Here is a 17310-nt window from a genome sequence, read left to right as displayed (position 1 = left end):
CCTCCAGTAATGGACAAACATATCTTCACCGGAAGAATCATTTCAATCCAACCACGCATACGTCTAACCAGATCCTTCGATGAAGCCTCCCATACATATCTTGGTTATGCAATCACCTTAGACGGAGAGATCAATGAACAAAACACTATCTTCTCCATCGGCATCGGTAAAGCAGCACATGCCAAACATCAATTCAAAGTAAACGATGTGATCTCCGGAGAATGCGTTCCAGTGCCGGATCCTGACACTGAGCCTACCGAGTATTACAAAGTCTCAAAACTCAAGATCATCTCAACTGGTACCATCACTAACACTTCATCTCCCTGGGAACTGGTGCCGCCGGAGCTGGAAGTTTACAGAGAAAGAGGACACCGTAGACTCGCAGCCAGGACATATGACACGAAGTGTAGCAGCTGCATGTGGGGAGCTAGGATGCCAGTTGAGATTATTGTAGATAATTGGAATCCAAGAGGGCGAAAGAAATACAGGTTTGAGACGTTCTGCTATGGTCCACTTAATTGCAAGCTGTACAAGGCTGGTCCTAATCGGAAGGTAGAAGGCCGGAACGGAATGGTGTACGTTGAGGAAGATTGGGTTGATGCTATGAATGTCGAGCATCGAGGAGAAGATGAGTAGGTTGAGTTGAAGGTGGGTGATTCATTTGAAGAATCGATATAAGGTTAATAAAGCTTTACTTGCAGATACCTATGAAGTGAAAATGAATTTAATCGAGGATTGGAACAATCATCTGAATGATAGAATGAGGAATATGGGATACAGACCCAAACCGGGTGGCTACAACTCACTTGATTATCATAAGGCTATGAAAAAAATAATTCCAGCTTACCCTAGGAGAGTGCATTATTCTAAGGAATTCTCATGCCCGGATGAATGTAAAAGTGCCCTAAGTAAGATTGTTTCAGCTATCGAAAGTGGTAAGAACTTATTACCATATATGAGTAAGCAGACGATAAGGCCATCAAAGAATGATGGACTGCTTAATGACTGGAACATCCATCACTTTCATTTGAATGAACAATTAGAGAAAAATACAATATTTATCAAAAGAAGCGATTGGTTGTTGTTGGCCTTTGTTAATGATGAAGCAGTTTATTGCCTTAATGTGTATTCTCATAGAAAACCTTATTTGTGGTCTCACATTAAGTTAATAGAGATTATTTACAATAATTGGCCAGAGCTTATAGAGAAAAATAAATTAGAAGGTATAGTTGGTTTAACAGAGAAACTTGATGATAAAGGCTATTCAATGTTGAGAAAAGCTAATGCAACTACTCTTGTAGAAATAGGTGAAAATAATGTTTATGGGTTAATTGGAGGAGGCTATGCAAGCGATGGAAGTTCAACAGAAGCTGTTAGGACATCAGATTATTGGTATAATTATATTAGAAAAATAGAGCTTTACATTCGAGATGACTATCAAAGTTTTAAAAGGCAGATGTTGCCATTTGATCCTTTCAGTATGGAGAAAATACTACAAATAAAATTATTGACATTAACTGAGGAAGAACTTATTTTTTTAGAAAAACAACGCAATTTTATAATTAAAGCAGACTACAATAGTGGAAATATTAGAATGTGTAAGCTAAGCAGTTTATTAGATGAGTTTTTATATACATCTCAGAGACGAAGGTTGACAGACTAGGTGTATTTGGAGGTGTTCAATAAATGAAATCGTATATTATAAAAATTGTGAACACGTAAGTTATTTAGGTAAAAACAATACCACTAAAAAATCAATATTTGAAAACAAAATTACGAGCGAGCAAACAGTCTCAGGGAAATACTAAGCATATAAAGAACATCCAAGATATTAGTATGAAATCCGATAGTATTCTTAAGAAGTTGAATATAAATTTATTAACTATTTTTAATCTTGTTGATGGTGGTATTTTTGAGTAGCCTTGAAGTGAAGAATTAAAGTATATATAAAGAAAGGGGAAGCTTATGAAAAAGGTTTTTGAAAACGGAGAAATAGCTGTTTATAGTGATAAAAACTATCTTTCTAACGAAGGTAGATATTTAAAATTTGAGGATGGAAGTGAAATAGATCTTTATGATTACACAATTACTAATTATGGAAAAGGAGAAATTGACTTAGTTTATCTTCCACAGCAGCCGATTCAGGATGATTTGGTATCTAAAAAAATACTAGTGGGTTCTTATAAAAGCATTTATTGTTCAGGGGGTAATGTTAATATCAAGATTATAAAGAGTGATGTTGACGATGAATACATTACAGTTCAAGGTACGGAAGCTTTTTTTAATAGTTTGGAAATTGTAGAGAATCTAGGAGCTTTAAATATCTATACAAAGCCAAATCGTGATAAGGTTGTTATTGGAGAGGTGTGGATTAACGGAAAACGAAGAAACCCTGATCCCGATCCACTTTATGGAGAGATAATAATTAATAAATCTAAGATAGAAACATTTACAACAGATACGAATGGCAAAGGCAGTGTATATTCTGAAGTGCCCATAGAAGTTTTAGATACAAAAATATCTGGGTCATTTTCAATGGATTTAATTGAAGTGGAAGAAGCAGAAGTTCAAATATCCGGAAGTGGTGATGTAAAAATTGGAACATTGCTGAATGACTCTGAGTTTAAAATTAGCGGTTCAGGAAAAGTGATTATTCAGAATGGAAATATAAATAAAATCTTTGCTAATGTTAGCGGGTCCGGAGATGTTGGTGCTATGATATCAGTTAATGAAGCCTATCTAGATTTAACTGGGTCTGGAAGTATTGTTATTGATCAAGTTATGAAATTTAGTCGGGAAAAAAGGGGCGGATCGGGTAGCATTAAAGTATTACGAAGAGGTTAGACCAGGTCGTTTGCATATACAAGGAGGTGATTCATTTGTGAAAAACGTTCCCTCGCAAAGGTACCGAAGCAAGCTCGGGAGAAAAACGCTCCCTCGCAAAGGTACCCGGTACCACCCGAATTTTGTCGTTAACTTAGGATGGACTTCCCTCAAGATCCAATGGATGAACGCAACAAGCCAGAGAGACTTATGAAGGAGGGATGCCTTATGATATTTAGAGGTGTGAAAGGTTTAATAAAATCGAACAGACTTACAGGATATTCACTTAACTTCGGTTTAATGGGTTGAATTTTGCTGGAAGTTCATCCTAGGTGAATGATACAAGAACGAGGAGGTGTTAGCATGCCCAAAGAGAAATGCGCGTTGTGTCATGAATATAAAGATTTGGAGTTGAGTCACATAGTGCCCAAGTTCGTGATTAGACATTTGAAGAAAACTTCATTTGGGGCAATCAGAAATATGGAAAATCCAAATAGAGTTGTGCAGGATGGAGAAAAACATTACATGCTTTGCGGAGACTGTGAGGATCTGTTTAGTGCATATGAGACGAAGTTTGCAAATAAGTTCTTTTATCCATACATGAATGACAGTATAAAGGAATTTGATTATGATCAAGAAACATATTATTTTCTTACTTCTATCAGTTGGAGAAGTCTATATTTAGATATTCTGGATTTTGTGAAAAATCATGAGGTTTATGGTGTAGATTTAACTACACTTGAAATTTTGATTCAAAAAGAGAAAAGTATGAGAGAGTACTTACTAAAAATAAACTCCGAAATTGATGGAATAGAGCATCATATTTTCTTCTTTGATGACTTGGTTGACGTTGAAAAATCATATCCCGAGCTGAGACCACACGTTACTTTTCATAGAGGAATCACAAGTTACACATTTTTTAATAAGGAACTAAATTCACAAGCTACAATTACTAATATGATGGGTATTATATTATTTTCATTATATAGTAAAGGTCCCGATGAGTATTGGGAAAATACTGAGATATGTAATGGAGTAGGGCAGTTGAAAGCTAAAAACCAAATAATAAAAAGCTTCTGCGCAAATGAGCTTAACGAGATTTTAGACTTTTCAAAACAGAGATCAGATGAAATTAGTGAAAAACAAAAATCTAAAATTGTTGATAAGATTAAAGTGGACCCTGAAAAGTTTGCACAATCCAAAGTTTTTGAAGATTTGAAGAAAGATTTTGGATTGGAATAGTAATTTATGATTTAATCAAAATAAAGGAGGCCTCAAGTCATGGACAAACACACCTTCAAAGGTACTATAATTTCAATTCAGCCCAGGATCCGTTTGCTCCGTTCCTTCGATGAAGCTTCTCATACATACCTCGGGTATGCCATCATTTTAGAGGGAGAAATCAATAACCAACATGATACCTTCTCCATAGGCATCGGTAAAGCAGCCCATGCCAAACACCAACTCAAGGTGAACGATATCATCAGTGGGGAGTGCGTCTCTGTGCCGGATCCAGATATGGAGCCAGTTGATCACTATAAAGTCTCAAAGCTTAAACTCATCACCCAAAGCACCACCATCTCTAACTCATCATCACCCTGGGAACTGGTGCCGCCGGAGCTGGAAGTTTACAGAGAAAGAGGACACCGCAGGCTGGCAGCTAGGACATATGAGGTTTTCTGTAGTAGCTGCATGTGGGGAGCTAGGATGCCTGTTGAGATAATTATTGATAATTGGAATCCAAGAGGTCGAAGAAAATATAGGTTTGAAACTTTCTGTTATGGGCCATTAAACTGTAAATTGTATAAGGCTGGTCCGAACCGTAAGGTGGAAGGTCGGAACGGGATGGTCTATGTTGAGGAAGATTGGGTTGATGCTATGAATGTGGAGCATCGAGGAGAAGATGAGTAGATTGTGTTGAACGAATTTAAGGAAGGAGGTCACCGATGATTGAAGAAACAGTTTTTCTAGGTTTATCAGAAATTATATGGCAAGGCATCTTTGGCTTCCTTTCAACTATTATAGTTGCTGGAGCAGTGGGATTTATTTCAATCCATTGGTTATCTAAGCAAGAAGCCTTAAATGAACGTGAAGGTAAAATTCTTAATGATCGAATTACAGCTTATCTTGAAATACTAGATTCCATGGCAAGAATAAATGAAAGAACTATTGTTCTTGATGCTGAACTAGATATCCGTAGAGAATTAGAAAAGCATGGTATAGTGACACTTAAGGATCGAGCTGCGGTAGAATACCCTCCATTCTTTGAAAGCCGAGAAAAGTTTCATGCGATCCTTAAGTCCCTTGATGATTTTTATATCAATAAACTTCACTTGGTGGGACCAAAATCTTACAAGGAATTCATATACGTTTATTTATACATGTCAAAGCTTGACGGATACTACAAATATCTGATGACTACTCCAATGCCTGATGGAACATTGTTGGATGAAAGGGTAGCTGATGAGATCCTTGAAGATTTTCTTCCAAAGTTAGGTGTTGTAATTGATTTTGATATGGTGAAAATGCAGGCAGATTTTGAACGAGCTTTAGTCGGTGAGTTGTATAAGTTAAAATCCTGTACCAAACCACCCTTGAGAAATGAAGTGAAACAAGCGGAATTCTTTTATGGTAGATTTAGCGAAACTTTATATGCCATTAATGAAATTGGCATCTTTCAATTACTAATTGATGTGATGGCTGATAAGATTGGCACACCATATCAAGTTTTATCTGAGCATCTACAAGCGAATGATCTTGTAATGACACCTTTTCTCCACGATCAGGAGGTGTCATAATGAAGAGTTTATTTGAAGCTATTGTAGGATGGTTTTCTAATTTGTTTATTGATATCTCAGTAAGTATAAATGAATTGCCAGACTTCATGATAGGAAACTTTATAGAAATATTAGGCATATTGTTTGCTTCGCTTCTTGTTGCAGTAGTCTCAACTTTATATGTTGATAAGAAAAGAGAGATTCAAAAGGTCAAAGCTCGAGTGCTTGATATGCGTCTTGAACAATATAATGCTATTAGAGAATTTGTTGAAGTTCAAAATAAGACAAGAATATATCCAGATAATGTGGAGGCTGTAAAAAGCAATTTAGAGAAAAGCGGGTTATCATTGGAGGATAATGAAAGTTGCTATTCCAGTCATGCGATAGATAGTGAAAAGGGTATTAGCGAAACGCTAGAAAAACTTGAAAATCTGACCATGAAGGGCTTATACATATTAGATGATGATGTTCTAGGCATGCTTTTGCAAATCAAAATATATATCATGAATCTCAATATGTTTTCTGTAATTCTACATGGATACTTTAAGAAAAAAGAAATTGATAGTAAGAACACCATTAACGTTAATAAACAAATAGAAAGTGATGACAATATTGGAATTTCAGAAACAATAAATCAAATTAGCGATTTTTACTTTCATCATCTTTCTATACTTCTCAATAATGAATATCAAAAGATGATTGAAAAATTACAAAAGATGGTTATAGTCAAAGCTTCAAAACCAAAGTTTGAGCGCAAAGAAAAAAATTATAGGAAAATAAGAACAAGAAGGCGTTTGCAGGAAAAGGCATTAGACAAGACAATCCTTAAGAATAAATTTCCTCAATTGATTCATGCGTTAGCTTCAGTTAGCGCTGTCCATGATCAAGAAACAGAAGATCAACAAGATATTATGATAAAGGAATTTTTTGAATATGCTATTGAGATTCTTGAGTGGCATGATAAGGGAAATGCTCATAGAGGTTAATTAAATACATGTACGCCAGTTAACCCTGTTATTAAAATGGGGGTGATGTTACAATGGTAAATAAAAAGGCAACTGCTCTGGGAATGGATTCAGAAGTTTACAATGAAATCTACACCTACATCCAAGCAATGATCAATCTTTATGGTGTTATCCATAGAGAAAAGGTTATAGAGATCATCAACAAGCAAAACGACTATCAAATCAATCTTAATGACTTGAGATTAATTGAAGAAGATGAAAGAACCAGAAACATCGAAACATATATCGGAATCAAAGATGAATATTTTGTTAGTGCCCTCATAATGGCTTTTGAGAATTTTGATGCGGTTATGAGACAGAAAGCAGGGAAACCATACTATATTCCTGAAAAAGAAGAGCTATTGAAGTATGCGCACCTTGAGCATTTTGAGGTAAATGAGCAGTTTGAAGCGGTGAGACGATTCTTCAGGAAAAGATTCTGGCGAAAATCTAGGGCAGATGAACTAGCATTAGAAATTCAGCGTTATTGCAAGCCTGCTGATAGCCTGGCGAATATAGGATATCTATTCGAAAACAGGGAACTTAAAATAAAAAATGAAAAGGATGTAAATGAGCTCATGGGACTCATCAGAGAACTTGCAAATAATACTAGAGTCCCTGAGAACAATGGATTTACGCCAAATGAAATGGAAGAAATAAGGAGAAATAAATGATACAAATTCAAAGCACTCAGAAGCTACTTACTTTCTATAAAATCAAATCTGAAGATTCTTGTTCAGAAGATGGATTTTTTAAATGGCATCTTAGTGTGTTTGAAATTGATGACAGTAAATGTTTGTTTATAATGAACGACAAATATTTTTTTCCATTTATGATTTATGACGTCAGTGGCAAGGAAGATCTAGAAGCATTAATCAAAGGAGAAATGAAGAAAGCTTTGATACATCAATATGCATCCAGAGAACAGATAGAACGGTATTTAGAGGAACCTATAATGTTCACAAAGACCATGGATAAGAAAATACAAGGGAAATCAAGCTCAATTATTAAAGAGATTCCATACCGTTTTTATGAAGTCGATGAAGATTATAACAAGTTGAATTTACACCTTCCAAGTTCGGAGATTGAATACAACCCCAAAACTGAACTATTTGATGATTCAGGGGATATGTTTGTCAGAGAGCTTAACGATAGGATGCCTGATATAAAAAAAGACATGGCACAAATCACTGAAGCTGCTCTTCAAACCTGGGAAAAGTTATCTATTCGAACTAAAGACGTATTTTTAAATGAATTACTACACTGCTATGACCATAAAGATGGCTTTGAATTTCATGAGATTATTGACAGGAAGCATTCGTTTTTCATTGTAGGTACGTTTAATCATTGTGGGAAGAAGGAGTTTAAAGTAATTCCCAAAGATGAAATGGTTGAGATTATGAAAATGTCTGCCCAAGAAAGTGAATAGATCAGCTCTTACATACTAGGCTAGATTAAGAAAATTAAAAATCTGAAAGGGGATAGCCCAATGAAGTATTCAGAAATTGAAGTAAAGAAAATGCTGAAAGCTGGAGATTTGAGTCTCGAAGAACAGATCAAGTTTAATATCTTGAACTTCATCAGGACAATCCATCTTAATGAACTGGACTTTATTGAATCATCCTTCGGGTCCGAGTTCTTTGGTGAGCTACCCATGACCTTTCAGAAAAATCCTGGTCAGGTGATGGGACTGATCACCGCCACAATCAATGGTGAAGTGCGGAAGTACGTCTTTAACGACAAAGGGTATGAGCCTTTAGAGGATCTTCTCAATTTAACTGGAAAATAGATAAAACCCGTCAAGCGTAGATGCCTGGCGGGACTTTGTTATTTTTGGAAGTAGAGTTCTTCGTAACCGTCACGAGTAAGGTAAAGTACACTTAGTTCAATATCTATGTGCCGCGGATTGTACCTTTCAATCATTTGTTGGCCTATCACTCGCATATTGGTTAAGATAGAGTATTTAGTGACTTTGCCTTGATATACAGCCAATCTACCTAGCCGAAAAAGAAACTCTTGGTATGTTCGACCTGTACCTATAGGGTGCTTCTCTAAGTCGCTTGTAAACTTAAAATCAATATGCCAAGCTTCTTTTCCTTTAATTGCTACGATATCACCCAGTGATCCATGAGGTTGCTTTTCAACTGTATAGCCATTTTGGATTAATGCTGGGGTAATACGAGCGATTGCTTCATCTTCAAATTTTCTAGCTCTTTCGATTAACTCAGTTCTGTCTGCAACATTGAAGCTGTTTGTCTTAAGGATATTTGGTGATGTATAATCTTGGTCCAAATCCGTAAAGTAGCCTGTAGAAACCCCTAAGGCTTCAGCAAGTATCGGTATTTTGCTATATGGTAGGTTTTTAATACCCCCCGTTTCATAACGTTGAAGAGTAGATTTGCTCATGCCAGTTTTTTCTGCTAATTCTTGATATGTTAAATCAAGAAATAGCCTTCTGGCACGAAGCCGCTTCCGTAATTCTTGAATTTCCTGGTCAGTTAGTGATTTGTTGGGCATGATAATCCACCTCTCTTTATACAAATTATTTTGCCTATAGTCAATAGTATAAACCAACGCAACGAAAAATGCAATAAAATAATGAAAGTTGCGGAAATGGGATTGACAGGGCGTTATCAAATCTGTATAATTATCTTAATCTAAGTTATTAGAATATTTTTTTAATAATAAATCCCAAATACGCAACAAACGTATATTTGAAGCATGATGATGGGATGAAAGAACAAAAAAATATTCTTTAGCAAACCTGTATTTTTAAAGGGTTTGTCAGCATTGTTGGATAAAAGGTAGGAATATTATATTAGACAGAACGTATGTTCGGTTATATAATATAAATAAGCCTTTTCGCCACAGATAATTCTGAAAAAGGAGGCTCAAAAATGCAGAAAGATATAAAGTTACAAGACCAACAACCATCTTCCAAGGGGTTGAAAGGGGTGAGGCCTTTGGGGGGAACAAAGAAACTAGAAACACAGCAATTTCATAAGACGAAGCTTCTTCTATCCATCTATCGGACAGTGGTATGGAGGATAGAGACTGCCATATATGAGGTTCAAGAGACAGCACAGGAGTACGGAAGCGATAGAATCTCTGAACTGGTTGATTTTTTAAGCTTGGAGCTGGACGAGTATGATCTGACAAAAGACAAGAAAGCCATTGAAGACAGGCTTATGTGCATTGCGGAAACGAAGCAGATGATCGAAATCGTGGACAAGGCACTAAAGCATCTGAAAACCCATCCAAAGCATGGACAGGTATACCATGACATCATCACTTACTGTTACATTGATAAAGATGTGATTTGTGATGATGCCATCATGAGAAAGTTGAATTTGACCCAGTCAACCTATTACCGCTATAAGAAACAGGCAACTGAACTCATGGGGATTGCTCTTTGGGGGTACATAATCCCGCCTCTAAAAGAATACTGGGACAAGCTTCAATAGAGGTATGCGGACTAAAACTGACAGTTTATTGAGAGTCGATTGACAGGAAAATGAAAGTCAAATGATAGGAAATTGACAGTCAAATGAGAGAGAATTGATAGGCTTTTGAAATTGTTTTGACAGTCTGGACCTTCTATAATGAGTATAGTGGGAAGTGTGTCCAAAAAATGAATATAGTGGCAGAATAGCCGCTTGGGTTAGGATTTATATGAGTCTTAACCTAAGCGGCTATTTTTATGCCCTTGGGGCAATTTTTGCTCTATGGGTATTTCGCCCTCGGCCAATTTGGTCCTAGTACGTGTTATGCGTATTAGGGCCTTTTTTTATGCCCTTTTTTGGTCGTGCTTCCTCCTAACTACAAAATCAAAGGAGGAACAGACAATGTTAAAAACATTCAAAACCAATGGAGTTACTACAACTATCGAGATTTCAGAAGAAGGAAAGGTCACTTATGCAGTTGGTAAAAAGAAAACCACATTTGATCTAAGTGAGTGCGATTCATTCACTTATGAATTTGAAGCCACAGATGAAAAATGTGAAATCACAGAGGAGATGATCTCGGAAACTGAAGGTGTAGAACCCTGGCTGTGGCTTGTGATCAGCAAAGGTGAAGAGCGCCTTGAGTACAACAACAATCAGACTGAGAGCAGACGCCACCACAGTTATTCAGACCAAAACGACAAATTCGATACCCTCATGACCGAAGAAGATGCACTTGATATGGTGCTAGCCAATCTTGAGAAAGAAGCTGTAAGAAAAGCTATTCAGGCTTTGGAGCCACAGCAGCAGGAACTGGTGATGGACATTTATTTTAGAGGGCTTTCCATGGCTGATGTAGCTAGGAGGGATGGTGTTCATAAGTCTTCTGTGACGAAAAGAATGAACCGTGTTTTGGAGCAGCTTAGCAAAAAAATAAAAAAGTTTTGATTTAGGGGGGCAACTATTGTTTCTCCCATGACCTATATATAGAGGCCGCTGATATGGAACTCAAATCTCAATATGAAAGGCAGGTGATATGAGATGAGTAAACAAGGCGTTTTAAATCTTCAAAAGGCAAAGACAATGCATCATGTGGAGATTGGAATCAAAAAACCAAGTCCTAACCAGGTGCTTGCCGCCAGAAAAGTGACACTACGGGACCGCTTACTAAATGCAATCTTCGGAGATGGACACAAGATGGTCGTTTTAGTACCTGGAGACAGTGTAGGAATCATTTCCATAACGGAGATGGAAGTGCAAGAAACGGATGAAGCTGAATAATCGAAATAGAGAGGAGCAAGTAAATGAAAGATAATCAGAAACCAGCTTATGTTTTTACATCTGAATCAGTAACGGAGGGGCATCCAGATAAACTATGTGATCAGATTGCTGACGCGATTATGGATTCCATTATATTGGAGGATCCAGAAGCAAGAACAGCAATTGAAGTCACTGCAGCAGATGGACTCATCCATGTGTTTGGAGAAACCAGCACTGAAAAGAGAATCGACTACAAAAAAATCGTTAAAGACATTATCTACGAAATTGGCTACCGAGCAGATGAACTGTCAACGGATGGTGAGTTTTATAGAATGCTTATCGCAATCAACAAACAATCTCCTGACATCGCAATGGGAGTAGTTAAAAGTGAGATCCGCGCTGGCGACCAGGGCTTAATGTATGGATACGCCACTGATGAAACACCTGAGTTTATGCCTTTAGCATTAGTGCTCTCACATAAGCTTTGCATGAGGTTAGCAGAGACAAGAAGGTCAGGGCTACTTCCTTACCTTAAACCAGATGGCAAAGCCCAAGTATCGCTAGGATATGGAAAGGACCATAAACCTTTATCCATTGAAGCGATTGTAGTATCCACCCAACATGCTGAAGGTGTGGACATTAAGAAGTTGAGAGAAGATGTGACGAAGCATATTATTCTCAAAGTCATCCCTAATGACCTATTGACGGTAAACACAAAAGTGATGATCAATCCCACCGGGCGATTTGTCCTTGGCGGTCCAGCTGCAGACTCAGGATTGACCGGCAGAAAGATCATAGTTGATACCTATGGAAGCAAGGGACGACATGGTGGTGGAGCTTTTTCTGGGAAGGATCCAACGAAGGTAGACCGCTCAGGAGCATATCTTGCCAGATACATCGCAAAGAACATTGTCGCAGCAAGCCTCGCTAAGGAATGCGAGGTGCAGGTTTCTTACGCCATTGGTGTGGCCAAGCCAGTGTCTTTCAAGGTAGACACCTTTGGTAGCGGAAAACTGTCGGATGAAGTATTAACGGAAATCATTAAAGCCTTGATTGATATGAGACCAGGCACCATCATCAAGTCATTTGGATTGAGACGGCCCATCTACAGACAGTTTGCAGCCTACGGTCACTTTGGCAGAGAGAAGATGAAGCTAAACGGTGAGGAAAGAAACACACCCTGGGAGATGAAGGACCTGGTACCAATTCTTAAAGAACTGGCTAAAGACTATTTCAAGACGAAAGGAGAATCGAAGGATGAGTAAAATCAAACTCGCACTGGATGTTGTCAGTGATCTTAAGTCACTGACTGAAAGTATAGAGACTTTGGTACATGCTATGGAATCAAATGAAGTAGCAAATGAAGAACCAACTAAAAAGAAATCAAAAACCAAAGCAAAGGTGGAGGAATCTGAGAACAAAGAACCTGAAGTTGGTGAAGCGACTATTGAAACACCGGTTGAAGAAGCACCAGAAGAAAAACAACCAACCCTTGAAGAAGTGAGAGCAGCCATGGCTGATAAAAGCAGAGACGGTCATAGAGAGGCGGTGAAAGCCATCATCACCAAATATGGAGCCAATAACCTCTCATCTCTAGATTCTAAGCATTATGCAGCCGCCCTGAAGGAAGTGGGTGAGCTGAAGTGAGTGGATCATATAACACACATTCCATCTACTCGGCATCAGGGGCGCATCGGTGGATGAACTGTCCACCATCCGCTCAATTAGAGCAGCAGTTCCCAAATGAAACAAGCTCCTATGCTGAAGAGGGAACAGCAGCCCATGACCTGGCCGAACACAAGCTAAAGAAAGCGCTGAAGATGCGGTCGAAAAAACCGACAAGTCCATATCACTCGGACGAAATGGACGAGATGACAGATCTGTACGTGGAATACTGCCTAGAACTGATTGAGAGATCAAAAGAGAACTGTTCTGACCTTCAAATTTTAATAGAGCAGAAGTTGGACTTTTCTGATTATGTACCTGAAGGCTTCGGGACCGGTGACCTGGTTGTCGTTGGAAATGGAACCCTTCATGTGGTGGATTTGAAATACGGACGTGGTGTCATCGTTTCAGCAGAAAAGAACCCACAGATGATGCTCTATGCGCTTGGCGCCTTATCCCTTTTCGACATGCTTTATGACATCGAGAAAGTGTCCATGGCCATCGTCCAGCCAAGGGTAGATAACTTCTCTACTTGGGAGATCACAGTGAAAGAACTACTGAAATGGGCTGAAGAAGAATTAAAACCCAAAGCATTACTGGCTAGTACCGGTGGTGGAGAGTTCTGTGCCGGAGATCATTGCAGATTCTGTAGAGCAAAGAACCAGTGCAGGGCAAGGGCTGTGAAAAATCTTGAACTATTAAAGTATGAATTTCAAGATCCTGCTCTTCTCACAGACGAGGAGATTGCTGAAATCATCGGTCTTGCAGATGAACTGGCTAAATGGGCGGGGGATATCTACACCTACGCCACAGCGCTGGCTATCAATGAAGGTAGAGAGTGGGATGGATTCAAGCTCGTCGAAGGAAGAACCAGAAGGAAGTTCACGGATGAAACTGCAGTTGCTGAGACTGCGAAGGAAGCAGGTTATACAGACATCTTCAAACAGAGCTTAATCACCATCACAGAGATGGAGAAGCTCATGGGCAAGAAGAAGTTCAATGACATCCTTGGAAACTTAGTAGAAAAACCAAAGGGGAAACTCACCTTGGTACCTGAAACAGACAAGCGTCAAGCTGTTGATCCTATCCATGCAGAGTTTCAGGTGGAAGAGTAGATCAAGATTTATGAACGCTTATGAACATTTGAGCGTTATGAAGTACCAATCGATTATTATAACCAAGCTCAGAAGAGCAAACCAATACAAATTTTAGGAGGATTTTATCATGAGTAAAGAAACGAAAGTAGTCGTACCTGGAAGATTAAGCTATGTGAATGTTTTTGAACCGAAAAGTATCAATGGAAGTGACCCTAAGTACAGCGTCTCGGTCATCATTCCAAAGTCAGACAAGAAGACAGTAAACGCAATTTTGAAGGCGATTGAGGCAGCTAAGCAAGAAGGTGCGCCAAAGTTTGGAGGAAAGGTTCCAACTAATCTTAAGACTCCTCTTCGAGATGGAGACATTGATAGACCGGATGATCCGGCATATGAAGGGTGCTATTTCATCAACGCCAATTCAAAGAACGCACCTCAAGTGGTGGATGGAAAGATTCAAGCCATTCTCGATCGAAGTGAAGTCTACTCTGGATGTTATGGAAAAGTAAGCCTGAACCTATATGCCTTCAATGTGAACGGGAACCGTGGAATTGCAGCGGGCCTTGGAAACGTGCAGAAGCTTAAAGACGGAGAGCCACTGGGTGGTATGAGTCGCGCTGAGGATGACTTTGAGATTGAAGCTGACGATGATTTCTTGGCTTAGCAGTAAAGAAGACGGAGAGGAGGTGGTAAACCCATGAAGATTTTATCCATAGATATTGAGACATTTTCAGATATTGACCTTGGAAAGTGTGGTGTTTACCGCTACACCGATAGTCCAAACTTCGACATCTTGCTCTTTGCCTACAGCATTGATGAAGGTCCTGTTCAGCTGATTGATCTGGCCAGTGGTGAGGAAATACCTGAAGAAATCGTTGAGGCCATTCTAAGTGAAGACATCATCAAGACTGCCTTTAATGCCAACTTCGAACGAGTGGCTCTTATGAGATATCTGAGTCGAAAGCTTGATAAGGAAGTGTATCTTAATCCATCTTCATGGAGGTGCAGTGAGGTTCAGGCAGCAATGCTTGGACTTCCTCTCCACCTTGAGGGAGTAGCAAAAGTGCTAAGGCTAGGTGTTCAAAAGATGTCAGAGGGAAAACCACTGATTAGATATTTCTGTATTCCCTGTAAGCCAACAGCAGCCAATGGTGGCAGAACTAGAAACCTTCCAACAGATGCACCTGACAAATGGGAGCTGTTCAAGCAGTACAACATCAGAGACGTAGAAGTGGAACTCGAGATTAGAAAGAAAATCAAAGACTATCCAATACCAGAATCAGAACAAGCCCTCTATGAACTGGACCAACGAATTAATGATCGAGGCTTTAGGGCGGATATGGATTTCGTGATGCAAGCCATCTCCTGTGATAAGCAGTTTACCGTATCAGCAACAGAAAGAGCCTATAAACTGACTGGCCTTGAGAACCCAAATTCCGTATCGCAACTCAAGGATTGGCTGTCAGAGCGTGGCGTGGAAGTCGAGAGCCTATCAAAGAAAAACGTAAAAGAGCTGGTCAGTGAAACTGAGGGTGAGGTGGAAGAAGCATTAAAGCTTAGGCTCCTCATGGCTAAGACCAGTGTCAGAAAATATGAAGCCATTGAAAGGGCGGTTTGTTCAGATGGCAGAGTCCATGGACTCTTTCAGTTCTATGGCGCCAATCGAACAGGACGGTTTGCCGGAAGGCTGGTACAAGTCCAAAATCTCCCACAGAACCACCTTGTAGACCTAAAGCTTGCAAGAGATCTGGTGAAAGAAGGACGTTTTGATGATCTGCAGATGCTCTTTGGGAATACACCGGGGGTACTGTCAGAACTCATTAGAACCGCATTCATTCCAAGAGAGGGTCACAGGTTCATCGTGGCTGACTTTTCAGCCATAGAAGCGAGGGTACTATCCTGGCTCGCCGGCGAGAAGTGGAGACTTGAAGTATTCCAGTCTCACGGAAAGATCTATGAAGCTTCTGCTTCACAAATGTTTCATGTGCCTATTGATGAAATCACAAAGGGTAGCCCGCTGAGGCAAAAGGGAAAAATCTCTGAACTTGCCTGTGGATATGGCGGTGGGGTTGGAGCACTTAAGTCTATGGGTGCACTCGAAATGGGCGTGAAAGAAAACGAGCTACAAGGTCTTATTGACAACTGGCGTAGAGCCAACCCCCACATCGTGAATTTCTGGTGGGAAGTGGACAAGATGGCCATCAAAGCAGTGAAAGAAAGAACCCGGGCAAGAACTCACGGGATTATCTTCACTTATAAAAGCGGCATGCTTTTCGTGACTCTCCCGTCAGGTCGTGACCTGGTCTATGTGAAGCCAAAGCTGATGTTGAATAAATTTGGACGAGAGGGTCTGACCTATGAAGGTATCGGAACCACGAAAAAGTGGGAGAGGATAGAAACCTACGGACCAAAGATTGTGGAGAACATTGTTCAAGCTGCATCCAGAGATCTTCTGGCTGAAGCCATGCTAAGACTTGATAAAGCTGGATTTGCCATTGTTGCTCATGTGCATGACGAGGTGATCTGTGAAGTGCCTATGGGCGAGTCCAGCGTAGAAGAAGTGTGCAGCATCATGAGCGAAAGTCCCAAATGGTCGGAGGGGTTACCCCTTGATGCAGACGGCTATGAGTGTGACTTTTATCAGAAGGATTAATGAAAATATCAAAGAGATAAAGCTAGTAAAAACTGAAGAAACGGAGGAGAACAAGATGTATGAAATAGATAATTTAGAACAGTTTATCCAAGCAGAAGTAAAAAAGCAAATAGAGAAAGTTCAAATCAACATGGGGGATCGAAACAAGTTTACTACCGGCAGATATAGAGAAGTCAGAAAGAAGTTTAGAGATGAACTTAGATTTGGCAAATTTGATGGAGGATTCTTCGAGCACAAAATATTAAAAGCCATTACGGAGATTGCCAAAGCGGATGTGGGAGTCAGTTATATGAGTAAAGCCACAGAAGTTGATTTTGAGAAAATGGCTGATGTTTATGAAGTGATTGCCGAAGCCTATCTGAACTACAAGAAAAGTCAAACTAATGATTGTGAAAGCGAGGAAAGATAGATGATTTCAAAAGAGTACGGAAAATACACTTTAATTTGTGATATATGCGGAGCGGGAACGGACGAGGAGTTTGAGAGTTTTCAAAACGCAATAGACGCCAGAGAAGACATCGGATGGAAGAGTAAGAGAGTCGAAGGGGAATGGTTGGATATTTGCCCTGACTGCATCGAGTAAAGTCCGGA

Annotated in this window: 21 protein-coding genes; 20 read left to right on the top strand and 1 reads right to left on the bottom strand. The window is 39.4% G+C overall.

Annotated features, from left to right (window positions below; translation table 11 throughout):
* Positions 1 to 9: 9 nt before the first annotated feature.
* From Q326_RS0104780 to Q326_RS0104730, 10 genes are all read left to right on the top strand, one after another.
* The gene (locus tag Q326_RS0104780) at positions 10 to 636 is read left to right on the top strand and encodes a hypothetical protein (RefSeq protein ID WP_034601144.1); all 627 of its coding nucleotides are present in this window, start codon (positions 10 to 12) and stop codon (positions 634 to 636) included.
* Positions 637 to 661: 25 nt separating this feature from the next.
* A complete protein-coding gene (locus Q326_RS0104775; RefSeq protein ID WP_026894328.1) occupies positions 662 to 1663 on the top strand; it encodes a hypothetical protein in 1002 nt (333 codons plus the stop codon).
* 302 nt (positions 1664 to 1965) lie between these two features.
* Positions 1966 to 2844 (top strand): GIN domain-containing protein, encoded by an 879-nt coding sequence (locus tag Q326_RS0104770; protein WP_026894327.1) that lies wholly within the window; start codon positions 1966 to 1968, stop codon positions 2842 to 2844.
* Between the two features lie 342 nt (positions 2845 to 3186).
* Positions 3187 to 4065: a hypothetical protein gene (locus tag Q326_RS16715; RefSeq protein WP_051531154.1), complete on the top strand. Its 879-nt coding sequence runs from the start codon at positions 3187 to 3189 to the stop codon at positions 4063 to 4065.
* Positions 4066 to 4104: 39 nt separating this feature from the next.
* A complete protein-coding gene (locus tag Q326_RS16710; protein WP_034601142.1) occupies positions 4105 to 4734 on the top strand; it encodes a PDZ domain-containing protein in 630 nt (209 codons plus the stop codon).
* 35 nt (positions 4735 to 4769) lie between these two features.
* Positions 4770 to 5621 carry a hypothetical protein gene (locus Q326_RS0104750; RefSeq protein WP_026894326.1) on the top strand — a complete coding sequence of 284 codons (852 nt, stop codon included), beginning with the start codon at positions 4770 to 4772 and terminating at the stop codon, positions 5619 to 5621.
* Entirely contained in the window at positions 5621 to 6586 is a 966-nt protein-coding gene (locus Q326_RS0104745) for a hypothetical protein (RefSeq protein WP_026894325.1), read from the top strand. The genes Q326_RS0104750 and Q326_RS0104745 overlap by 1 nt, the downstream gene beginning before the upstream one ends.
* A 53-nt stretch (positions 6587 to 6639) precedes the next feature.
* Complete coding sequence (locus tag Q326_RS0104740; protein ID WP_026894324.1) at positions 6640 to 7278, top strand: hypothetical protein; 639 nt, start codon at positions 6640 to 6642, stop codon at positions 7276 to 7278.
* Positions 7275 to 8033, top strand: a complete 759-nt coding sequence (locus Q326_RS0104735; RefSeq protein ID WP_026894323.1) for a DUF6933 domain-containing protein — start codon at positions 7275 to 7277, stop codon at positions 8031 to 8033. The genes Q326_RS0104740 and Q326_RS0104735 overlap by 4 nt, the downstream gene beginning before the upstream one ends.
* A 60-nt stretch (positions 8034 to 8093) precedes the next feature.
* Entirely contained in the window at positions 8094 to 8393 is a 300-nt protein-coding gene (locus Q326_RS0104730) for a hypothetical protein (RefSeq protein ID WP_034601139.1), read from the top strand.
* A gap of 38 nt (positions 8394 to 8431) precedes the next feature.
* On the opposite strand, the gene Q326_RS17865 is transcribed toward Q326_RS0104730, so the two are convergent.
* On the bottom strand, positions 8432 to 9121 hold the full coding sequence (locus tag Q326_RS17865) for a helix-turn-helix domain-containing protein (protein WP_051531152.1): 690 nt from the start codon (positions 9119 to 9121) through the stop codon (positions 8432 to 8434).
* Positions 9122 to 9501: 380 nt separating this feature from the next.
* On the opposite strand from Q326_RS17865, the gene Q326_RS16700 reads away from it, so the two are divergent.
* The 10 genes from Q326_RS16700 to Q326_RS18455 all read left to right on the top strand — a co-directional run bounded on the left by Q326_RS16700 (position 9502) and on the right by Q326_RS18455 (position 17302).
* Positions 9502 to 10068, top strand: coding sequence for a DUF1492 domain-containing protein (locus Q326_RS16700; protein ID WP_051531150.1), 567 nt, complete (start codon positions 9502 to 9504; stop codon positions 10066 to 10068).
* A gap of 381 nt (positions 10069 to 10449) precedes the next feature.
* Positions 10450 to 10995 (top strand): sigma-70 family RNA polymerase sigma factor, encoded by a 546-nt coding sequence (locus Q326_RS0104715; RefSeq protein WP_026894321.1) that lies wholly within the window; start codon positions 10450 to 10452, stop codon positions 10993 to 10995.
* A gap of 93 nt (positions 10996 to 11088) precedes the next feature.
* The gene (locus Q326_RS0104710; protein WP_034601137.1) at positions 11089 to 11328 is read left to right on the top strand and encodes a hypothetical protein; all 240 of its coding nucleotides are present in this window, start codon (positions 11089 to 11091) and stop codon (positions 11326 to 11328) included.
* A gap of 23 nt (positions 11329 to 11351) precedes the next feature.
* The gene (gene metK / locus Q326_RS0104705; protein ID WP_026894319.1) at positions 11352 to 12572 is read left to right on the top strand and encodes a methionine adenosyltransferase; all 1221 of its coding nucleotides are present in this window, start codon (positions 11352 to 11354) and stop codon (positions 12570 to 12572) included.
* Positions 12565 to 12954: a hypothetical protein gene (locus Q326_RS0104700; RefSeq protein WP_026894318.1), complete on the top strand. Its 390-nt coding sequence runs from the start codon at positions 12565 to 12567 to the stop codon at positions 12952 to 12954. Before metK ends, Q326_RS0104700 begins: the two co-directional genes overlap by 8 nt.
* Positions 12951 to 14087 (top strand): DUF2800 domain-containing protein, encoded by a 1137-nt coding sequence (locus Q326_RS0104695; RefSeq protein WP_026894317.1) that lies wholly within the window; start codon positions 12951 to 12953, stop codon positions 14085 to 14087. The genes Q326_RS0104700 and Q326_RS0104695 overlap by 4 nt, the downstream gene beginning before the upstream one ends.
* Positions 14088 to 14196: 109 nt before the next feature.
* A complete protein-coding gene (locus tag Q326_RS0104690) occupies positions 14197 to 14730 on the top strand; it encodes a DUF2815 family protein (protein WP_023383349.1) in 534 nt (177 codons plus the stop codon).
* A gap of 33 nt (positions 14731 to 14763) precedes the next feature.
* The gene (locus Q326_RS0104685; RefSeq protein WP_026894316.1) at positions 14764 to 16719 is read left to right on the top strand and encodes a DNA polymerase; all 1956 of its coding nucleotides are present in this window, start codon (positions 14764 to 14766) and stop codon (positions 16717 to 16719) included.
* Positions 16676 to 17128, top strand: coding sequence for a hypothetical protein (locus tag Q326_RS0104680; RefSeq protein WP_156936246.1), 453 nt, complete (start codon positions 16676 to 16678; stop codon positions 17126 to 17128). Before Q326_RS0104685 ends, Q326_RS0104680 begins: the two co-directional genes overlap by 44 nt.
* The gene (locus Q326_RS18455) at positions 17129 to 17302 is read left to right on the top strand and encodes a hypothetical protein (protein WP_156936245.1); all 174 of its coding nucleotides are present in this window, start codon (positions 17129 to 17131) and stop codon (positions 17300 to 17302) included.
* Positions 17303 to 17310 lie beyond the last annotated feature (8 nt).

This window comes from Clostridiisalibacter paucivorans DSM 22131 (genome assembly GCF_000620125.1).
GTDB lineage: Bacteria > Bacillota > Clostridia > Tissierellales > Clostridiisalibacteraceae > Clostridiisalibacter > Clostridiisalibacter paucivorans.
This window is presented reverse-complemented; position numbering and strand designations above follow the sequence as displayed.